The following is a 14704-nucleotide window of genomic DNA, read 5'->3' on the forward strand; positions in this document are numbered from 1 at the left end:
GTACACGGCGGGGCGTACCAGGACCGGGCGGGCGGCGGACGTGAGCGGTGGCTCGGGCGCCGGGACCTCACCGGTGCGAGGGATATCCGGTGCCCGACGGGGGCATGGTCGTGGGCTGCCACCCCAGTGCCCGTGAGATGCCGAGCGCGGCCAGCCGTACGGCGGGGATCAACGCCGGTACCCGGGCGTCGTCCTGAGGCACGACGACCGACACGGCCGCGACCACCGTGCCGTCCGGGCCGCGCACGGGGGCGGCCACCGACAGGGCGTCGTCGGTGACCTGACGGCTGCTCACCGCGACGCCGGTGCGCCGGACCTCGGCCAGGACCCGGCGCAGTTTCACCGGTTCGGTGAGGGTGTACGGCGTGAAGACGGCGAGCGGGGTCGCGCAGTACTCCTCCTGCTCCCGCGCCTCGCAGTGGGCCAGCAGGACCAGGCCGACCCCGGTGGCGTGCAGCGGCCAGCGGGCCCCGACCCGGATGTGCACACCGACCGACGAACGCCCCGAGATCCACTCGATGTAGACGACGTCGTTCCCGTCCCGCACCGCCAACTGCACGTTCTCGTGCGTGGCTTCGTACAGGTCCTCCAGATAGGGCAGCGCCAGTTGCCGCAGCGCCACCCCGCGCGGTGCGAGCGCCGCGACCTCCCACAGGCGCAGCCCGACGTGGTAGACCCCGGAGTCGTCCCGCTCCAGGGCGCCCCAGTCGGTCAGCGCGCCCACCAGCCGGTGTGTGGTGGTCAGGGTCAGCCCCGCCCGCCGGCTGATGTCGGACAGGGACAGCGCCGGGTGGTCGTGGTCGAACGCGGCGAGCACGGACAGCAGCCGGTCCGGCGCGGAACGCACGGTCATGGCTGGTCGGCGACTCTCAGGAGGAGGGCCTGGAGCGTCTCGCGTTCGGCGGCGTCGAGCGGGGCGAGCAGGTCGTTGGTCACCCGGCGGCCCGCCTCGTCGGTGCCGCGCAGGAAGGCGCGGCCGTTCTCGGTGAGGGCGACGATCTTGCTGCGGCGGTCGTCGGGGGAGGGGCGGCGCTCGGTCATCCCCAGCTTCTCCAGGTCGTCGACCAGGCCGACGATCGCGCTGGGGTCGTAGCCGAGCCGGGTGCTCAGCTCCCGCTGGAGGGCGCCGTCGGACCCCGCGAGGTAGCGCAGCACCGCGTAGTGGCGCAGGCGCAGCCCCGACTCCTGGAGGAACGTGTTGAACAACTGACCCGAGCGCAGGCCCAGGCGGTACAGCAGATAACCGGTGTCCGCGTGCAGCCCGCGCATCCACGGCTCCTCCGAGTCGATGGCCTTCGGGGTGACGTGCTGGCGTGTGATGGCGGGCTCCCTGTGCTCCGGAGGTCGTGGTGATCCCAGCATGGCGCACCTGTGAGTCGACTACAACTATTGACGTCACCAATTATTGCTCTTAGCTTCGATCTCGTAGCTGCATCTCTCGTAACCGAATCTCTCGTAACCGCACCTCTTGTAGCCGCATCTCAAGCATCAGCTCGTGAAGGGACTCGCTCGTGCCCAGCATCGATCTCACCGGCAAGGTCGCCGTCGTCACCGGCAGTGGCCGGGGCCTCGGCCTCGCCTACGCGCACGCCCTCGCCGCCCACGGCGCCTCCGTGGTCGTCAACGACGTCGACGAGGCGGTCGCCGAGCAGGCCGTGAAGTCCATCGTCGAGGCCGGCGGAAGGGCGGTCGCCGAGGTGGTTCCGGTCGGCACCACCGAGGCCGCCGAGCGGCTTGTGAACCGGGCGGTGGAGGAGTTCGGACGGCTCGACATCCTGGTCACCAACGCGGGCATCCTGCGCGACAAGGTGCTGTGGAAGATGACCGACGACGACTTCGACGCGGTGATCACCACCCACCTCAAGGGCACCTTCACCTGCGCCCGCGCCGCCGCCGTCCGCATGCGCGAGCAGGGCGAGGGCGGCACCCTGATCCTGGTCGGCTCCCCGGCCGGACAGCGCGGCAACTTCGGGCAGACGAACTACTCCGCCGCCAAGGCCGGCATCGCCGCGTTCGCCCGCACCTGGTCCATGGAGCTCGGCCGCGCGGGCATCACCGTCAACGCGATCGTGCCCGTGGCGGCCACCGCGATGACCGAGACCATCCCCGCCTTCGCCCCGTACATCGAGGCCATGAAGAACGGCGAGGCGCTCCCGGACTTCCTGCGCAAGGGCGAGGGCTTCGGCACCCCCGAGGACTGCGCGGCCATCGTGCCCTTCCTCGCCTCCGACGCCGCCCGCTCCGTCACGGGGCAGGCGATCGGCATCGGTGGCGACAAGGTGGCACTCTGGTCCCATCCGCAGGAGATCAGCGCGGCCTACGCCGACGGCGGCTGGACCCCCGACACCCTGGCCGACGCCTTCCCGACCTCGGTCGGCGCCGAACTCCAGACGGTCGGCATCCCGGCGCCGAAGCTTCCGGAGGCGTGATGGAACCCCCCGTCAAGACCCCGACGACCCCCATGAACGTCGACGAACTGGTCGCCATCGACGTACACACCCACGCCGAGGTGTCCTCCAAGGGCCACTCCTCGCTCGACGAGGACCTGCACGACGCCTCCTCGGCCTACTTCAAGGTGCAGGGCAAGCGGAAGCCCACGCTGGAGGAGACGGCCGCCTACTACCGCGAGCGGAAGATGGCCGCCGTGATCTTCACGGTGGACGCCGAGTCCGCGACCGGCACCGCGCCCGTCCCGAACGAGGAGGTCGCCGAAGCCGCGGCGGCCAACTCCGACGTCCTCATCCCCTTCGCCTCCATCGACCCCTTCCGCGGCAAGGCGGGCGTCAAGCAGGCCCGCCGCCTGGTCGAGGAGTACGGGGTGAAGGGCTTCAAGTTCCACCCCAGCATCCAGGGCTTCTTCCCCAACGACCGCGCGGTGGCATACGACCTCTTCGAGGTGATCGAGGAGACCGGCACCATCGCCCTCTTCCACACCGGCCAGACGGGCATCGGCGCCGGAGTCCCAGGCGGTGGCGGCATCCGCCTCAAGTACTCCAACCCCCTCCACGTCGACGACGTGGCCGCCGACTTCCCGCACCTGAAGATCATCCTGGCGCACCCGTCCTTCCCCTGGCAGGACGAGGCGCTCGCGGTCGCCACGCACAAGCCGGGCGTGCACATCGACCTGTCCGGCTGGTCGCCGAAGTACTTCCCGCCGCAGCTCGTGCAGTACGCGAACACACTGCTCAAGGACAAGGTCCTCTTCGGCTCCGACTTCCCCGTCCTCACCCCCGACCGCTGGCTCGCCGACTTCGAGAAGCTGCCGATCAAGGACGAGGTCAAGCCGAAGATCCTCAAGGAGAACGCCGCCCGTCTGCTCGGGCTGACGAAGCCGTAAGGGGCCCCAGATGCGCAACGAGGGACTCGGGTCATGGCCCGCACGCCGGGCCCGCAAGACCCCGCACCGCACCGCCCTGATCCACGGCGACACGACGGTCACGTACGGCGAACTGCACACCCGTGTCACCCGCCTCGCGCACGCCCTGCGCGCCCGGGGCATCCGGCGCGGCGACCGGGTGGCCTACCTCGGCCCCAACCACCCCTCCTACCTGGAGACGCTGTTCGCGGCCGGCACCCTGGGCGCGGTCTTCGTCCCCCTCAACACCCGCCTCGCCGGACCGGAGATCGCCTACCAGCTCTCCGACTCCGGTGCCAGGGCGCTGGTCTACAGCCCCTCGCACGCGGGACTCGTCGCCGGACTGCCGGGCAGCACCGACGTCCGTACGTACGTCGAAGTCGGCCCGGAATACGAGCAGTTGCTCACCGGGCCGGCGGTGGAACCGATCGACGAGCCGGTCGCTCCCGACGACACCTGCATCATCATGTACACCTCGGGCACGACAGGCCGCCCCAAGGGCGCCATGCTCACCCATGGCAACCTCACCTGGAACGCGATCAACGTCCTCGTCGACCACGACCTGATCACCGACGAACGCGCCCTGGTCTCCGCGCCGTTGTTCCACACGGCGGGCCTGAACATGCTGACCCTCCCGGTGCTGCTCAAGGGCGGCACCTGCGTCCTGGTCGAGGCCTTCGACCCGAACGCGACCTTCGACCTGATCGAACAGCACCGGATCACCTTCATGTTCGGGGTGCCCACGATGTTCGAGCAGGTGGCGAGGCACCCGCGCTGGCCGCACGCGGACCTGTCCTCCCTGCGGATCCTGACCTGCGGCGGCTCCCCGGTGTCGACCCCGCTCATCACCGCGTACGGCGAGCGGGGGCTCACCTTCCTCCAGGGGTACGGCATGACGGAGGCGTCCCCCGGCACCCTGCTCCTGGACGCCGAGCACTGCGTCAGCAAGGCGGGCTCCGCGGGCGTCCCCCACTTCTTCAGCGATGTGCGGGTCGTACGGCCGGATCTCGTGCCCGTCGACGTCGGCGAGACCGGTGAGGTCGTGCTCCGCGGCCCGCATGTCATGCCCGGCTACTGGGGACTGCCCGAGGAGACCGCCGCCTCCTTCACGGACGGCTGGTTCCGCAGCGGGGACGCGGCCCGCGTGGACGAGGACGGATACGTCTTCATCGTCGACCGCATCAAGGACATGATCATCTCCGGCGGCGAGAACATCTACCCCGCCGAGATCGAGGACCTGCTCCTCGCCCACCCGGACATCGTCGAGTGCGCGGTCATCGGCGTCCCGGACGACAAGTGGGGCGAGGTGCCGCGGGCGGTCGTCGTACCCCGGGAAGGCGCGTCCGTCGACGGCGACGAGGTGCTCGCCTCCCTCGCCGGGCGGCTCGCCAAATACAAGATCCCCAAATCGGTGGTGCTCGCGGACGAACTCCCGCGCACCGCCTCCGGAAAGCTCCTCAAGTCCCGGGTGCGCAAGCGCTTCGGCTCCGACTCCTAGATAAGGACAGCTACATGAGCGTCACCGTCAACGGCCTCGACGAACTGAAGAAGCTCGCCGGCAGCGACCTCGGCACCAGCGAGTGGATCGACGTCACCCAGGAGCGCATCAACACCTTCGCCGACGCCACGGGCGACCACCAGTGGATCCACGTGGACCCCGAGAAGGCGGCCGAGGGCCCGTTCGGCGCCCCCATCGCGCACGGCTACCTCACCCTCTCCCTGTTCATCCCGCTCTTCACCGAGCTCCTGGACGTCCAGGGCGTCACCACCAAGGTCAACTACGGCCTGAACAAGGTCCGTTTCCCCTCCCCGGTGAAGGTCGGCTCCCGCATCCGCCTCGTCGCCAAGCTCACGGACGTCGAGGAGGTGCCGGGCGGTGTCCAGGTCACCGTCGACGGCGCGGTGGAGATCGAGGGCGGCGCCAAGCCGGCGGCGGTGCTGCAGAGTCTTTCCCGGTTCTACGCCTAGAAAAGGCAGCGGGGAACTGCGCGACCGCTGTGACCGGTCGCGCAGTTCCCCGCGCCCCTTCGGGCGCTCGCCTCAGCCGGTGACGTCGACGAAGACCGGGTTGGAGTAGAACCACGTGTCCGCCCACGGGTCACCGTCACCGGGCGCGTGCGGAATCGGCCCGTGCGGGTCGACCGAGGCACCGAGATACCCGGCACCGTGGCGGTTGCCGTCGCTGCCGCGCAGCCGGACGTAGAAGGACTCGTCCCCGGCGGTCAGCGGGATGCGCAGGGTGTACGTCCCCTTACGGCCCGACACGTCCTTCGTCTGTACGACCTTGGTGTCGGGCGCCTTCCAGCTGTCCCGGTCGGCCACCGGACCGCGCACCGCGCCCCGGATCACGTCGACGTGCGCCAACTCGGGCAGGATTCCCTGCGGGTTGGGGCGGGAGGCGGTCGTGACCGTGACGTACAGCGTGATCTTCTCGCCCTTGCGGACCCGGAGCCGTCCGCCCAGCGTGACACCGCGCCCGAAGTCGCAGTCCCGCTTCACACGGACGTCGAGCCCGTCGAGCAGATGCCCGTGGTCCACCCAGACCCGGCCCGCACGCATGCCCGCCATGACCGAGCGGTAGCCGTAGCGGGTCACGCCGACGTGGGTACGGCTGAACTGACCCGGCCAGAAGTCGCTGCCGGGCTGCGCGGTGTCGGTGTTCACCGGGTCGGGCAGCTTGCCGGTGTTGTCGAAGTTCTGCCCCGCCGGCCAGTCGCCGTTCTTCCAGGTGTCGAAGACGGTGCGGTGGTTGTCGGAGTTCGTGGTGATCGAGAACAGGCTGCCTTCGGCCAGCATCGAGTCCCACAGCCCGCCGACGGTCGCCGTCGCCCAGTCGAAGCCGCCGTACGTCACATAGGCCTCGGCCGGATAGCCCGACCACGACTGCGCCGAGGGCTTGTTCTCGTACTCGCCGCGGATCGACGTCGCACCGCGCCAGCCGGGGAGAGCTGCGCCCTGGGCGCCGGGTGCGCCCTCCATGCCGATCATGATCTCGGGGGCCGCGTCCCGCCAGCCCCGCATCTCGTGCGGGGAGTCGATGCCGAGACGCAGCGGGTGGTTGGCGAGGACGAGGACGTCGTCGACGTAGCCCGAACGGCGCTGCTCCGCCAGCCACTTGATCGCCTTGACGGCGTGCGCCTCGTTGCGGGCGGTGTCCGCCGCGCCGGCGGAACCCTCGGTGTAGCCGAGCAGCTTGCCGTCGTAGGCGAGCTCGAACTGCGTGAGCAGATCGGTCTCGTGGGGGCCGGGAGCCGCGAACACCGTGCAGTGCTCGGCGGCCGGGATGTACCACTCCAGGCCCTGGAAGATCAGCTGACGCGGGTTCTCCGCACGGGCCTTGACGATCTCCGCGTGTTCCAGCTTCGCGCCGTAACTGGCGTGCCCGAAGTTGGAGTGCTCGTTGAACACCATCCAGTCCAGGCCGTACCTGGCGGCGGCCTTCGCCTGCTGGGAGAACGTGTACTTCGCGTCGTGGCTGTACACGGAGTGCACGTGGTGGTCGCCCACCAGGTAGGCCAGGCGCGGGTCGTCGCCGCCGAAGCCGTGCCGCTGGGGCGAGGCGAAGGCGGGCGTCGCCGCCGAGCCGAGGGCGAACGCGGCGCCGAACAGGCCCGCGCCGCGCAGGAGTCCGCGTCTGGACACGCCTTGCGCGTCGAGCTCGGCGGGAGGGACGGAGGGGTCGGCCCAGGAGGGCAGTTGCTGCTCGGTCATGGTGATCCCGTCAGTGCGTCATGAAGGAGGAGACGGGCAGTGCCCGCGAGACGATCCGTACGTCGCCGAGGCGGCCGTGGAAGATCTGGTCGATCGTGTCGGCGTACGTGTAGCCGCCCAGCAGCCACGGCTCGCCGACCGAGGTGATCCCGACGGCGGACGCCTTCGGGTTGCGGACGACCGGGCAGCCCTGGACGTACAGCGTGGTGTGCCGTCCGTCGTTGACGACGGCGAGGTGCCACCAGGTCTCCAGCGGCGTCTCCTGGCCCCAGTTGGTGGCGATGCCCTCCTGGTTGAGGGGACGCATGGCCCACTGCGGCTCACGGTCGTTGGAGAGCGAGAGCGTGGCGAGCGGCTCGTCCGGGTCGTCACCGGTCTTGCCGGCGGCGCCGCCCGTACCCCGCCGACTGACCAGTCCCGCCCAGGCGTTGTGGTCCGGGTCCCAGTCGGCGGGCATCCGGTAGAACACCTCGATGGTGTAACCGTCCTTGAAGGTCGCCCTGTTGAGCGGCGCCCCGTCGACCGTCTGCAGGTACGCGCCCTTGAGCGGCGACTTGTAGCCCTGGAACTCCAGGCTGCCGTGGCCGGGCTGGTCCGGGTGGTGGTCGGCGGACCAGCCGAGCGAGCCGCCGCCGACCGACACCATGGTGAGGTCGTTGCCCCGGCCGGACAGGTCACGGACCGTGCCGGAGGCCGCCGACTCGAAGCGCCAGTACGCGGCCGTACCCGGGATCAGCATCTTCGACGCCGGGCGAGCCGCACGGGCGGGCACCGGGGCGAAGCCGGCGAACCGCTCCGCGAAGTCGATGTCGACCGTGAACCGGTCGGCGTCGCCGCTCAGTTCGATCTCCTGCCGCTCCAGCTCGTTGAGCCCCTTCGCGGCCCGGCCGAGGATCCACGGCGAGACCGTCTCCACGTCGATCACACCGCGGTCGAGGTCGAAGCGGTACAGGCGGATCATGGCGGCGCCGCCGAAGTACCGGTTCTGGTAGTTCGTCAGGTGCAGGTGGACGTCGTTGCCCGCCGTGTTCGTGCGGGTCGCCCGCCCGGCCGGCCAGTAGTGCCCGTTGAGGGTGAGGAAGATCTGGTCGTGGTCCTTGACCAGCTGGTCCCACAGCTGCTGACCGTAGTCCGACAGGGTGTCGTCCTCGACGACCAGCTCGTGCGTGGTGAGGACGACCGGCGTGGTCGGGTGGGCGGCCAGGACGCTCTTCGCCCAGGCGTACCCCTTGTCCGAGAGCCGCCAGTCCAGCGCGAGCACCATCCACTCGCGGCCCGCGGCCTTGAAGAGGTGGTAGGTGTTGTAGCCGTCGGGCGAGGCGCCGCCGAAGGTCTTGTGTCCCTTGAACCGGTCGGGCCCGAACGTGTCCAGGTAGGGCGAGGTGCCGCGCTGGTCGGTGGTGGACGACTTCACGTCGTGGTTGCCCGCGAGGACGCTGTAGCCGACGCCCCGCCGGTCGAGGAGCCTGAACGCCTCGCCGATCGCGGCGACCTCGGGTGCCGCGCCGTTCTGGGTGAGGTCGCCGAGGTGGGACAGGAAGACGATGTTCTCTTCCTTGCCCTGCTCGAGCAGATACCGCAGCGAGGCCTCGACGGGCGCCTTGTCGATGCTCGGCCCGTCGAAGAGGTACTGCGTGTCGGGCATCACGGCGAGCGTGAAACGCCGGCTCTCCGTGTCGGGACGCCAGCCGGACGTCGTGGCCTCGGCCACGGTCGGCAGCGCGACCCCCGCCGTGGCGGCTGCGCCGAGCAGGGCCGTCGCCCGCAGGAAACTGCGCCGTCCGGCGCCGGCCTGCGCGGCCTCGCCCTGGTTGTGGTCATGCGAAGTACACACGTGTGCTCCGTAGCGAAGGGAAGTCGAGAGGGGGTTCAGAGCGCGCGCAGGGTCCAGCTCCAGCGATGGACGCCCGGCGCGACGAGATAGGAGGAAAAGGTGTCGGGGCCGCACGAGGCGGTGCCGAGGCCGCGGTGGGCCGCGTCGATGTGCACCACGCAGCCCGCCCGCGGAACGAGTTCGTCGTGGTGCGCGGCGCCGGTGAGGTCCGCGGCGCGGTACCGGCTCACACTGACCTGGCGCGGTTCGTCCAGGACGACCGACAGGCCGGTGGCGTCCGGTGCCGAGAGCGTGAAGTGCCGTACGCCGTGCCGGCCGCCGCTCTCCTGCGGACGCAGGTAAGGGGTGAACAGCTCGTCCACGGGCACGGAGTGATGGCCGACGGGAGCCCCGAAGGCGCGGTCCGGATACGACTCCCAGGGGCCCTGTCCGTACCACTCCATCAGGTCGAGCCCGGCGACCGTCTCGAACACGGAGCCGACCCGTGCCACGTCGTGGAACTCCTCCGGCAGCTCGGCCGACTCCTCGACGTGGACGCCGCCCTCGACGGCGGTGAAGACCTGCACATGGCGGACGACACCCGTCTCGCAGACGTACTCGGCGTGCACGGTGGCCCGTCCCACGCCCAGGCGCACGTCCGCGACCTTGCGTACCAGCGCGTCGAGCCCCCAGCCACGCCAGCGCGGTGCCATGCCGCCGAGCTCGTCGTTGTCGGTGGGCGCCCGCCACAGGCTGAGCGTGGGGGCGCAGGTGAGCAGGGGGTGGACCAGGAGTCCGTCGGCGTCGACCTCGACGGAACGGTTCTGCACGGTCACGGGAGTCTGCGGGACCGCCTCTCGCAGCCGCACCTGGGGCACGCACACCACGGTGCCGCGCGGCGCCCAGGGCTCGTCCCCGGCGGTCGTCACCCGCAGGGTCAGCCAGGCCTCGCCGTCCTCCTCAGGCAACTCGAACGGCAGCGCCACCGCCGCCGTCTCGCCGGGCCGCAGATCGGGCAGTTCGGCGGGCGCGGTCAGGGTGCGGCCGTCGGCCAGGGACAGCTCCCACTCGGCCGCCAGCCAGGCCAGGCCCCGGAAGTGCTGGTGGTTGCCGAGGACGATGCCCTCGTGCCGGAAGCACTCGATGCGCACCGGCGCCGCGATCTCCCGATGCTCGTACATCACCGGCTTCGGCGTGCGGTCGGGGAAGACCACGCCGTCGGCGATGAAGGCGCCGTCGTGGATCGCCTCGCCGAAGTCGCCGCCGTAGGCCCAGCGGTGGCCGGGCGCGGCGACACCGTTGTCAAAGAGTCCGACGCCCCCACGTCCGACCGGTCTGCCGTCGTTCACACGCTGCAGAATGCCGTGGTCCCAGAACTCCCAGATGAACCCGCCCTGAAGTCCTGGCGTTGACTCGATGGCCGCCCAATGGTCCGCGAGCGTGCCGTTGCTGTTGCCCATGGCGTGGGAGTACTCGCACCAGATCAGCGGCTTGGTCTGCCGGCCGGACAGCGCGTGCTCCACGCACTCCTCCAGCGAGGCGTACATGGGGCAGGCGATGTCGGTCGCGTCGCCGGTCGCCGCCCAGTCGAGCTTGGCCGCCCCCTCGTACTGGATCGGCCGGGTCGGATCGTGCCGACGCACCCAGCCGGCGGCCGCGTCGTGGTTGGCCCCGTAGTCGGACTCGTTGCCCAGCGACCAGACGATGACCGACGGGTGGTTCTTGTCCCGCAGCACCATCCGCGAGACCCGGTCCACGAAGGCGTTCAGATAGCGCGGGTCGTCGGCGATCTCGTGGGCGTGGTCGTGCGACTCGATGTCCGCCTCGTCGACGACGTAGAAACCGAACTCGTCGGCGAGGTCGTAGAGGGCGGGATCGCCCGGGTAGTGGGAGGTGCGGATCGCGTTGAACCCGAAGCGCTTCAACGTGATCAGGTCCGCGCGCATGTCGTCGTACGACACCGTCCGCCCGGTCAGCGGGTGGAAGTCGTGCCGGTTGACTCCACGGATGAAGACCCGCTCGCCGTTGACCAGCAGGTCACGGCCGACGATCTCGACGTCCCGGAAGCCGATCCGGTGCCGTGCGGTGTCGGCGACCGTGCCGTCGGCGCGGTGGAGGCGGACGGTGAGGTCGTAGAGCTCGGGAAGCTCGGCGTTCCAGGTGCGGACGTCCGGGACGGTGGCGGTGAGACGCGCCTCGCCGAGGAAGTCGGAGACCCGGTCGTCCTCGGCGTTGAACCGGTCGAACTCGGCGTCCTGGGTGAGCAGTTGGCCTTCCAGGTCCCCGCTGACGTACCACCCCTCGGGCAGCGCGCCGCCCGTGTCCCGCACCTTGCAGTCCACCCGCAGCTCTCCGCCGTGCGAGGCCCGCACGGTCACGTCCGCCAGATGCAGCGGGTCCGTCGCGTACAGCAGTACGGAGCGGGTGATCCCGCCGTGCCACCACTGGTCCTGGTCCTCGATGTGCGAGGCGTCGGACCACTTGACCACCGTCAGCCGTACGACGGTCCGCGCACCGGTGCGCACAAGTCCCGTCAGGTCGAACTCGGCCGCCAGGTGGGAGTCCTTGGAGACGCCGACGGGCCGCCCGTCCACGTGCACGAGGAGCACGCTCTCGGCGGCCCCGACCTGGAGCACGACCCGGCGCCCGGCCCACTCGGCGGGGACGTCCACCTCACGTTCATAGACCCCCGTCGGATTCGCGGCGGGGGAGTGCGGCGGGAACTGCGGGAACGGCATCCGTACGTTGGTGTACTGCGGCAGGTCGTCCGCGCCCTGCATCGTCCAGACGCCGGGGACGTACGCCGAGGACCACGCACCGCCGACCGGCGCGTCCGGAGCGGGCAGCAGCTGGAAACTCCAGTCGCCGTCCAGGGGGAGTACTCCGGAGCGCCGGTCGACGGCGTTCATGGGCAGCCGCCCCCAGGAGGTCACCTCGGGTGCCTCCCAGGGCCGCAGGGCGATGAGGGGATCGGTGGGGCGGGGTGCGTCGGTCATGACCGTTCCGGAGTCGGAGGTGCGGTGGGTGGCGCCGGGGCGTGGCAGGACTGTCCGTGGCCGTGCAGGACCCGGCCCTGCAGGCCCCAGGCCGGGTCGACAGGGACGCCGAGCCGGTCCAGGACGGTGGGAGCGATGTCGATGAGACGCGGTGTGTCGAGCCGGGTGCCGCCGGACATACCGGGCTCGGCCAGGACGACGAACACCTCGCGCTCGGCGCGGGTGTCGCCGCCGTGGCCGCCGCTGTCGAGGTGGCCGTGGTCCGTGGTGACCAGCACGGTCCAACGCTCCCGCGCGCGGGCGGGGTCGGAGCGCCGGGCGTCGATGGCCGCAAGGAGCCACCCGAGGTGGGTGTCCTGGGTGAGCAGGGCCCGGTCGTAGGCGAGGCTGTGCGGGCCCATGGCGTGGGCGGCCTCGTCGGTGGCGCCGAAGTACACGAAGACGGCGTCGGGATCGTCCTGGGTGAGCCAGCGCTCGGCGGTGCGGGCGACGAGGCGGTCCGCGGTGGCGTAGCCGTCCGACTCGCCGTCATAACGCACCCGGCGGCCGATGGCGGGGCCGAGGGTGCCGCGTCGGATCAGTTCCGGCCAGGACACCGCGGCCGCGGTGCGCAGCCGGCGCCGGGCGGTGACGGCCCGGCTCAGGAAGTCGGGGTAGCGGGCGTAGTCGGCCCCGGCGAAGTCGTTGCCGCGCACGCCGTGCCGGTCGGGCCACACCCCGGTCAGCACACTCGACCAGCCGGGCCCGGAGTCGGTGTAGGCCATGCTGGTGGACGGCCCGTCCGGGGCCTGGCCGTCCACCTCGCCGTAGGGCAGCAGGCTGGTGCCGTGGGCGCCCGCCGCCATCAGTGCGTGCAGCACCGGCGCGGTGGCCGGCGAGCGGGTCAGCAGGTCGTACCGCAGCCCGTCCATGCCCACGACGAGCACCTTGCCGCGTCCGCCGATGTCGTACGTCACCGCCCACCCCCTTCTCACGGCACCGGGTCAGGAGCCCTGTACCGCGCCCTCGGTGGCACCCGCGATGAACCCGCGGGCGAAGATGCTGAACACGATGACCAGCGGGAGCGCCGCCATCAGGACACCGGCCATGACCATGCTGTAGTCGGTGGTGTGGCCGACGTTGAGCTGGGCGAGCTCCACCTGGAGGGTCACGTGGCCCGGGTCGGTGAGCACGACGAGCGGCCAGATGTAGTCGTTCCAGCAGTTGACGAAGGCGTAGATGGCGAGGAACGACAGCGCGGGCCTGATCATCGGCAGCGCGATGTTCCAGTACTGACGGAAGAACCCGGCGCCGTCGATGCGCGCGGCGTCGAGGAGTTCGTCGGGCACACCGTTCTGGATGTACTGGTGCAGCCAGAAGATGCCGAAGGCGTTGGCAAGGGAGGGCAGGGCGAGCGCCTTGAGCATCCCGACCCAGCCGATCTTCGACATCAGGATGAACTGCGGCAGGATCGCCAGTTGCAGCGGCAGCATCATGAACAGCAGCAGCGTGCCGAAGAGCAGTTTGCGTCCGGGGAAGTCGAACTTGGCGAAGGTGAAGGCCGCCAGGGAGTCGATGAACAGCACCAGGGCGGTGGTGACGGTCGCGACCAGCACCGTGTTGAGCATCGACCCGAAGAAGTCGATGGTGTTCAGCACGTGCCGGATGTTCTCCAGCAGATGGGAGCCGAAGGTGAACTTCGGCGGGCTCTTGTAGATGTCCTGCGTGGTGTTGGTCGCCATGATGATCGTCCACGCGAACGGGAAGACCGAGACCAGGACGGCCACGACGAGGATGATGTGCGCTGTCAGGCCCTTGGGGCGGCGAAGTCGCCTGCCGCCCGTGGCCGGCCGCGCGGTGTCGACCGCGGTCATGCCTTCCTCCCTCGTGTGGTGATGCGCCAGTTGACGGCGACGAGGATGATGATCAGGACGAAGAAGGCCCACACGATGGCCGCGCCGTAGCCGTAGTCGTTGTTGAGGAAGGCCGACTGGTAGAAGTACAGCAAGGTCGTCAGACCCGCCTGGCCCGGTCCGCCGAGGTTGGCGTTGGCGGCGTTGCTGGCGAACAGGACCTGGGGTTCGCTGAAGCTCTGCAGGCCGTTGATGGTCGAGATGATGACCGTGAACAGGATGATCGGCCGCATGATCGGGATGGTGATCTGGAAGAACGTGCGGATGGGGCCAGCGCCGTCCATCTTCGCCGCCTCGTAGATCGAGTTCGGGATCGCCTGCAGGCCGGCCAGATAGATGATCATGTTGTAGCCGGTCCACTGCCAGGTCATCAGCAGCGAGATGACCACCTTGATCAGCCACGGGTTGCTCAGCCACGGAACCGGCGAGATGCCGACCATGCCCAGGATCGCGTTGACCAGACCGAAGTTGTTGCTGAACACCGCGCCGAAGAAGATCGCCACGGCGACGATCGAGGTCACGTTGGGCACGTACAGCGCGATGCGGTAGAAGCCCTTGAAGCGGCGCACCGAGTGCAGGAGTGTCGCCAGCGTCAGGGCGCCGAAGAGGGTCGGCACGGTGGACAGCACCCAGATCACCAGGGTGTTGCGGATCGACAGCCAGAAGACCGGGTCGTCCCACAGGAACCGGAACTGCTGGAGCCCCACGAACTGCATGTCGCCCAGGCCGTCCCAGCGCTGGAACGCCAGGTACAGCGAGTAGAAGACAGGGAAGAAGGAGAACGCGGCGAAGATCAGGTAGAACGGCGAGATCGCCAGGTACTGCCGCCAGTACGACAGCGGACCTCGCCGTTTGGGCCGAGCGGTACCCGCGGGCGTGGCGCGCCGCGGGCGGAACCGGGCCGGGCCCGGCCCGCCGCGGTGCTCGGACACCGCGG

General features: G+C 70.1%; 12 protein-coding genes. 4 read left to right on the forward strand and 8 right to left on the reverse strand.

The window, feature by feature from the left end; genetic code table 11:
- Positions 1 to 67 precede the first annotated feature (67 nt).
- Together ACFYRX_RS20940 and ACFYRX_RS20945 are read right to left on the reverse strand one after the other, a co-directional pair.
- Positions 68 to 853: an IclR family transcriptional regulator gene (locus tag ACFYRX_RS20940; protein ID WP_389101682.1), complete on the reverse strand. Its 786-nt coding sequence runs from the start codon at positions 851 to 853 to the stop codon at positions 68 to 70.
- Entirely contained in the window at positions 850 to 1269 is a 420-nt protein-coding gene (locus ACFYRX_RS20945; RefSeq protein WP_389101684.1) for a MarR family winged helix-turn-helix transcriptional regulator, read from the reverse strand. The genes ACFYRX_RS20940 and ACFYRX_RS20945 overlap by 4 nt, the downstream gene beginning before the upstream one ends.
- A gap of 242 nt (positions 1270 to 1511) precedes the next feature.
- Between ACFYRX_RS20945 and ACFYRX_RS20950 the strand changes: the two genes are divergently transcribed.
- From ACFYRX_RS20950 to ACFYRX_RS20965, 4 genes are read left to right on the forward strand one after another with little or no spacing between them, the layout of a single operon-like run.
- Positions 1512 to 2429: an SDR family NAD(P)-dependent oxidoreductase gene (locus tag ACFYRX_RS20950; RefSeq protein ID WP_389101686.1), complete on the forward strand. Its 918-nt coding sequence runs from the start codon at positions 1512 to 1514 to the stop codon at positions 2427 to 2429.
- 32 nt (positions 2430 to 2461) lie between these two features.
- Positions 2462 to 3337, forward strand: coding sequence for an amidohydrolase family protein (locus ACFYRX_RS20955; protein WP_389102705.1), 876 nt, complete (start codon positions 2462 to 2464; stop codon positions 3335 to 3337).
- A gap of 10 nt (positions 3338 to 3347) precedes the next feature.
- Complete coding sequence (locus ACFYRX_RS20960) at positions 3348 to 4853, forward strand: long-chain fatty acid--CoA ligase (RefSeq protein ID WP_389101688.1); 1506 nt, start codon at positions 3348 to 3350, stop codon at positions 4851 to 4853.
- A gap of 14 nt (positions 4854 to 4867) precedes the next feature.
- The gene (locus ACFYRX_RS20965; protein ID WP_389101690.1) at positions 4868 to 5323 is read left to right on the forward strand and encodes a MaoC family dehydratase; all 456 of its coding nucleotides are present in this window, start codon (positions 4868 to 4870) and stop codon (positions 5321 to 5323) included.
- A 72-nt stretch (positions 5324 to 5395) separates the two neighbouring features.
- Here ACFYRX_RS20965 and ACFYRX_RS20970 read toward each other — a convergent pair whose 3' ends face one another.
- Genes ACFYRX_RS20970 through ACFYRX_RS20995 form a run of 6 tightly spaced genes read right to left on the reverse strand, consistent with a single transcriptional unit; the run spans position 5396 to position 14699 of the window.
- On the reverse strand, positions 5396 to 7066 hold the full coding sequence (locus ACFYRX_RS20970) for a histidinol-phosphatase (RefSeq protein WP_389101692.1): 1671 nt from the start codon (positions 7064 to 7066) through the stop codon (positions 5396 to 5398).
- Positions 7067 to 7076: 10 nt separating this feature from the next.
- Positions 7077 to 8900, reverse strand: a complete 1824-nt coding sequence (locus tag ACFYRX_RS20975) for a LamG-like jellyroll fold domain-containing protein (RefSeq protein WP_389101694.1) — start codon at positions 8898 to 8900, stop codon at positions 7077 to 7079.
- 35 nt (positions 8901 to 8935) lie between these two features.
- A complete protein-coding gene (locus tag ACFYRX_RS20980; RefSeq protein ID WP_389101696.1) occupies positions 8936 to 11875 on the reverse strand; it encodes a glycoside hydrolase family 2 TIM barrel-domain containing protein in 2940 nt (979 codons plus the stop codon).
- Positions 11872 to 12831 carry an alkaline phosphatase family protein gene (locus ACFYRX_RS20985; RefSeq protein ID WP_389101698.1) on the reverse strand — a complete coding sequence of 320 codons (960 nt, stop codon included), beginning with the start codon at positions 12829 to 12831 and terminating at the stop codon, positions 11872 to 11874. The genes ACFYRX_RS20980 and ACFYRX_RS20985 overlap by 4 nt, the downstream gene beginning before the upstream one ends.
- 27 nt (positions 12832 to 12858) lie before the next feature.
- Entirely contained in the window at positions 12859 to 13728 is an 870-nt protein-coding gene (locus tag ACFYRX_RS20990) for a carbohydrate ABC transporter permease (RefSeq protein WP_389101700.1), read from the reverse strand.
- Positions 13725 to 14699: a carbohydrate ABC transporter permease gene (locus ACFYRX_RS20995; protein WP_389102708.1), complete on the reverse strand. Its 975-nt coding sequence runs from the start codon at positions 14697 to 14699 to the stop codon at positions 13725 to 13727. Before ACFYRX_RS20995 ends, ACFYRX_RS20990 begins: the two co-directional genes overlap by 4 nt.
- Positions 14700 to 14704: the final 5 nt, after the last annotated feature.

Origin of the sequence: Streptomyces sp. NPDC005374 (genome assembly GCF_042872225.1) — a bacterium.
Classification (GTDB): domain Bacteria; phylum Actinomycetota; class Actinomycetes; order Streptomycetales; family Streptomycetaceae; genus Streptomyces.

Excerpts from the sequence above, each read along its gene's own strand:
- ACFYRX_RS20940 (WP_389101682.1), bottom strand. The coding sequence starts at position 853 with ATGACCGTGCGTTCCGCGCCGGACCGGCTGCTGTCCGTGCTCGCCGCG.
- ACFYRX_RS20945 (WP_389101684.1), bottom strand. The coding sequence starts at position 1,269 with ATGCGCGGGCTGCACGCGGACACCGGTTATCTGCTGTACCGCCTGGGC.
- ACFYRX_RS20955 (WP_389102705.1), top strand. The coding sequence starts at position 2,462 with ATGAACGTCGACGAACTGGTCGCCATCGACGTACACACCCACGCCGAG.
- ACFYRX_RS20960 (WP_389101688.1), top strand. The coding sequence starts at position 3,348 with ATGCGCAACGAGGGACTCGGGTCATGGCCCGCACGCCGGGCCCGCAAG.
- ACFYRX_RS20965 (WP_389101690.1), top strand. The coding sequence starts at position 4,868 with ATGAGCGTCACCGTCAACGGCCTCGACGAACTGAAGAAGCTCGCCGGC.
- ACFYRX_RS20970 (WP_389101692.1), bottom strand. The coding sequence starts at position 7,066 with ATGACCGAGCAGCAACTGCCCTCCTGGGCCGACCCCTCCGTCCCTCCC.
- ACFYRX_RS20980 (WP_389101696.1), bottom strand. The coding sequence starts at position 11,875 with ATGACCGACGCACCCCGCCCCACCGATCCCCTCATCGCCCTGCGGCCC.
- ACFYRX_RS20990 (WP_389101700.1), bottom strand. The coding sequence starts at position 13,728 with ATGACCGCGGTCGACACCGCGCGGCCGGCCACGGGCGGCAGGCGACTT.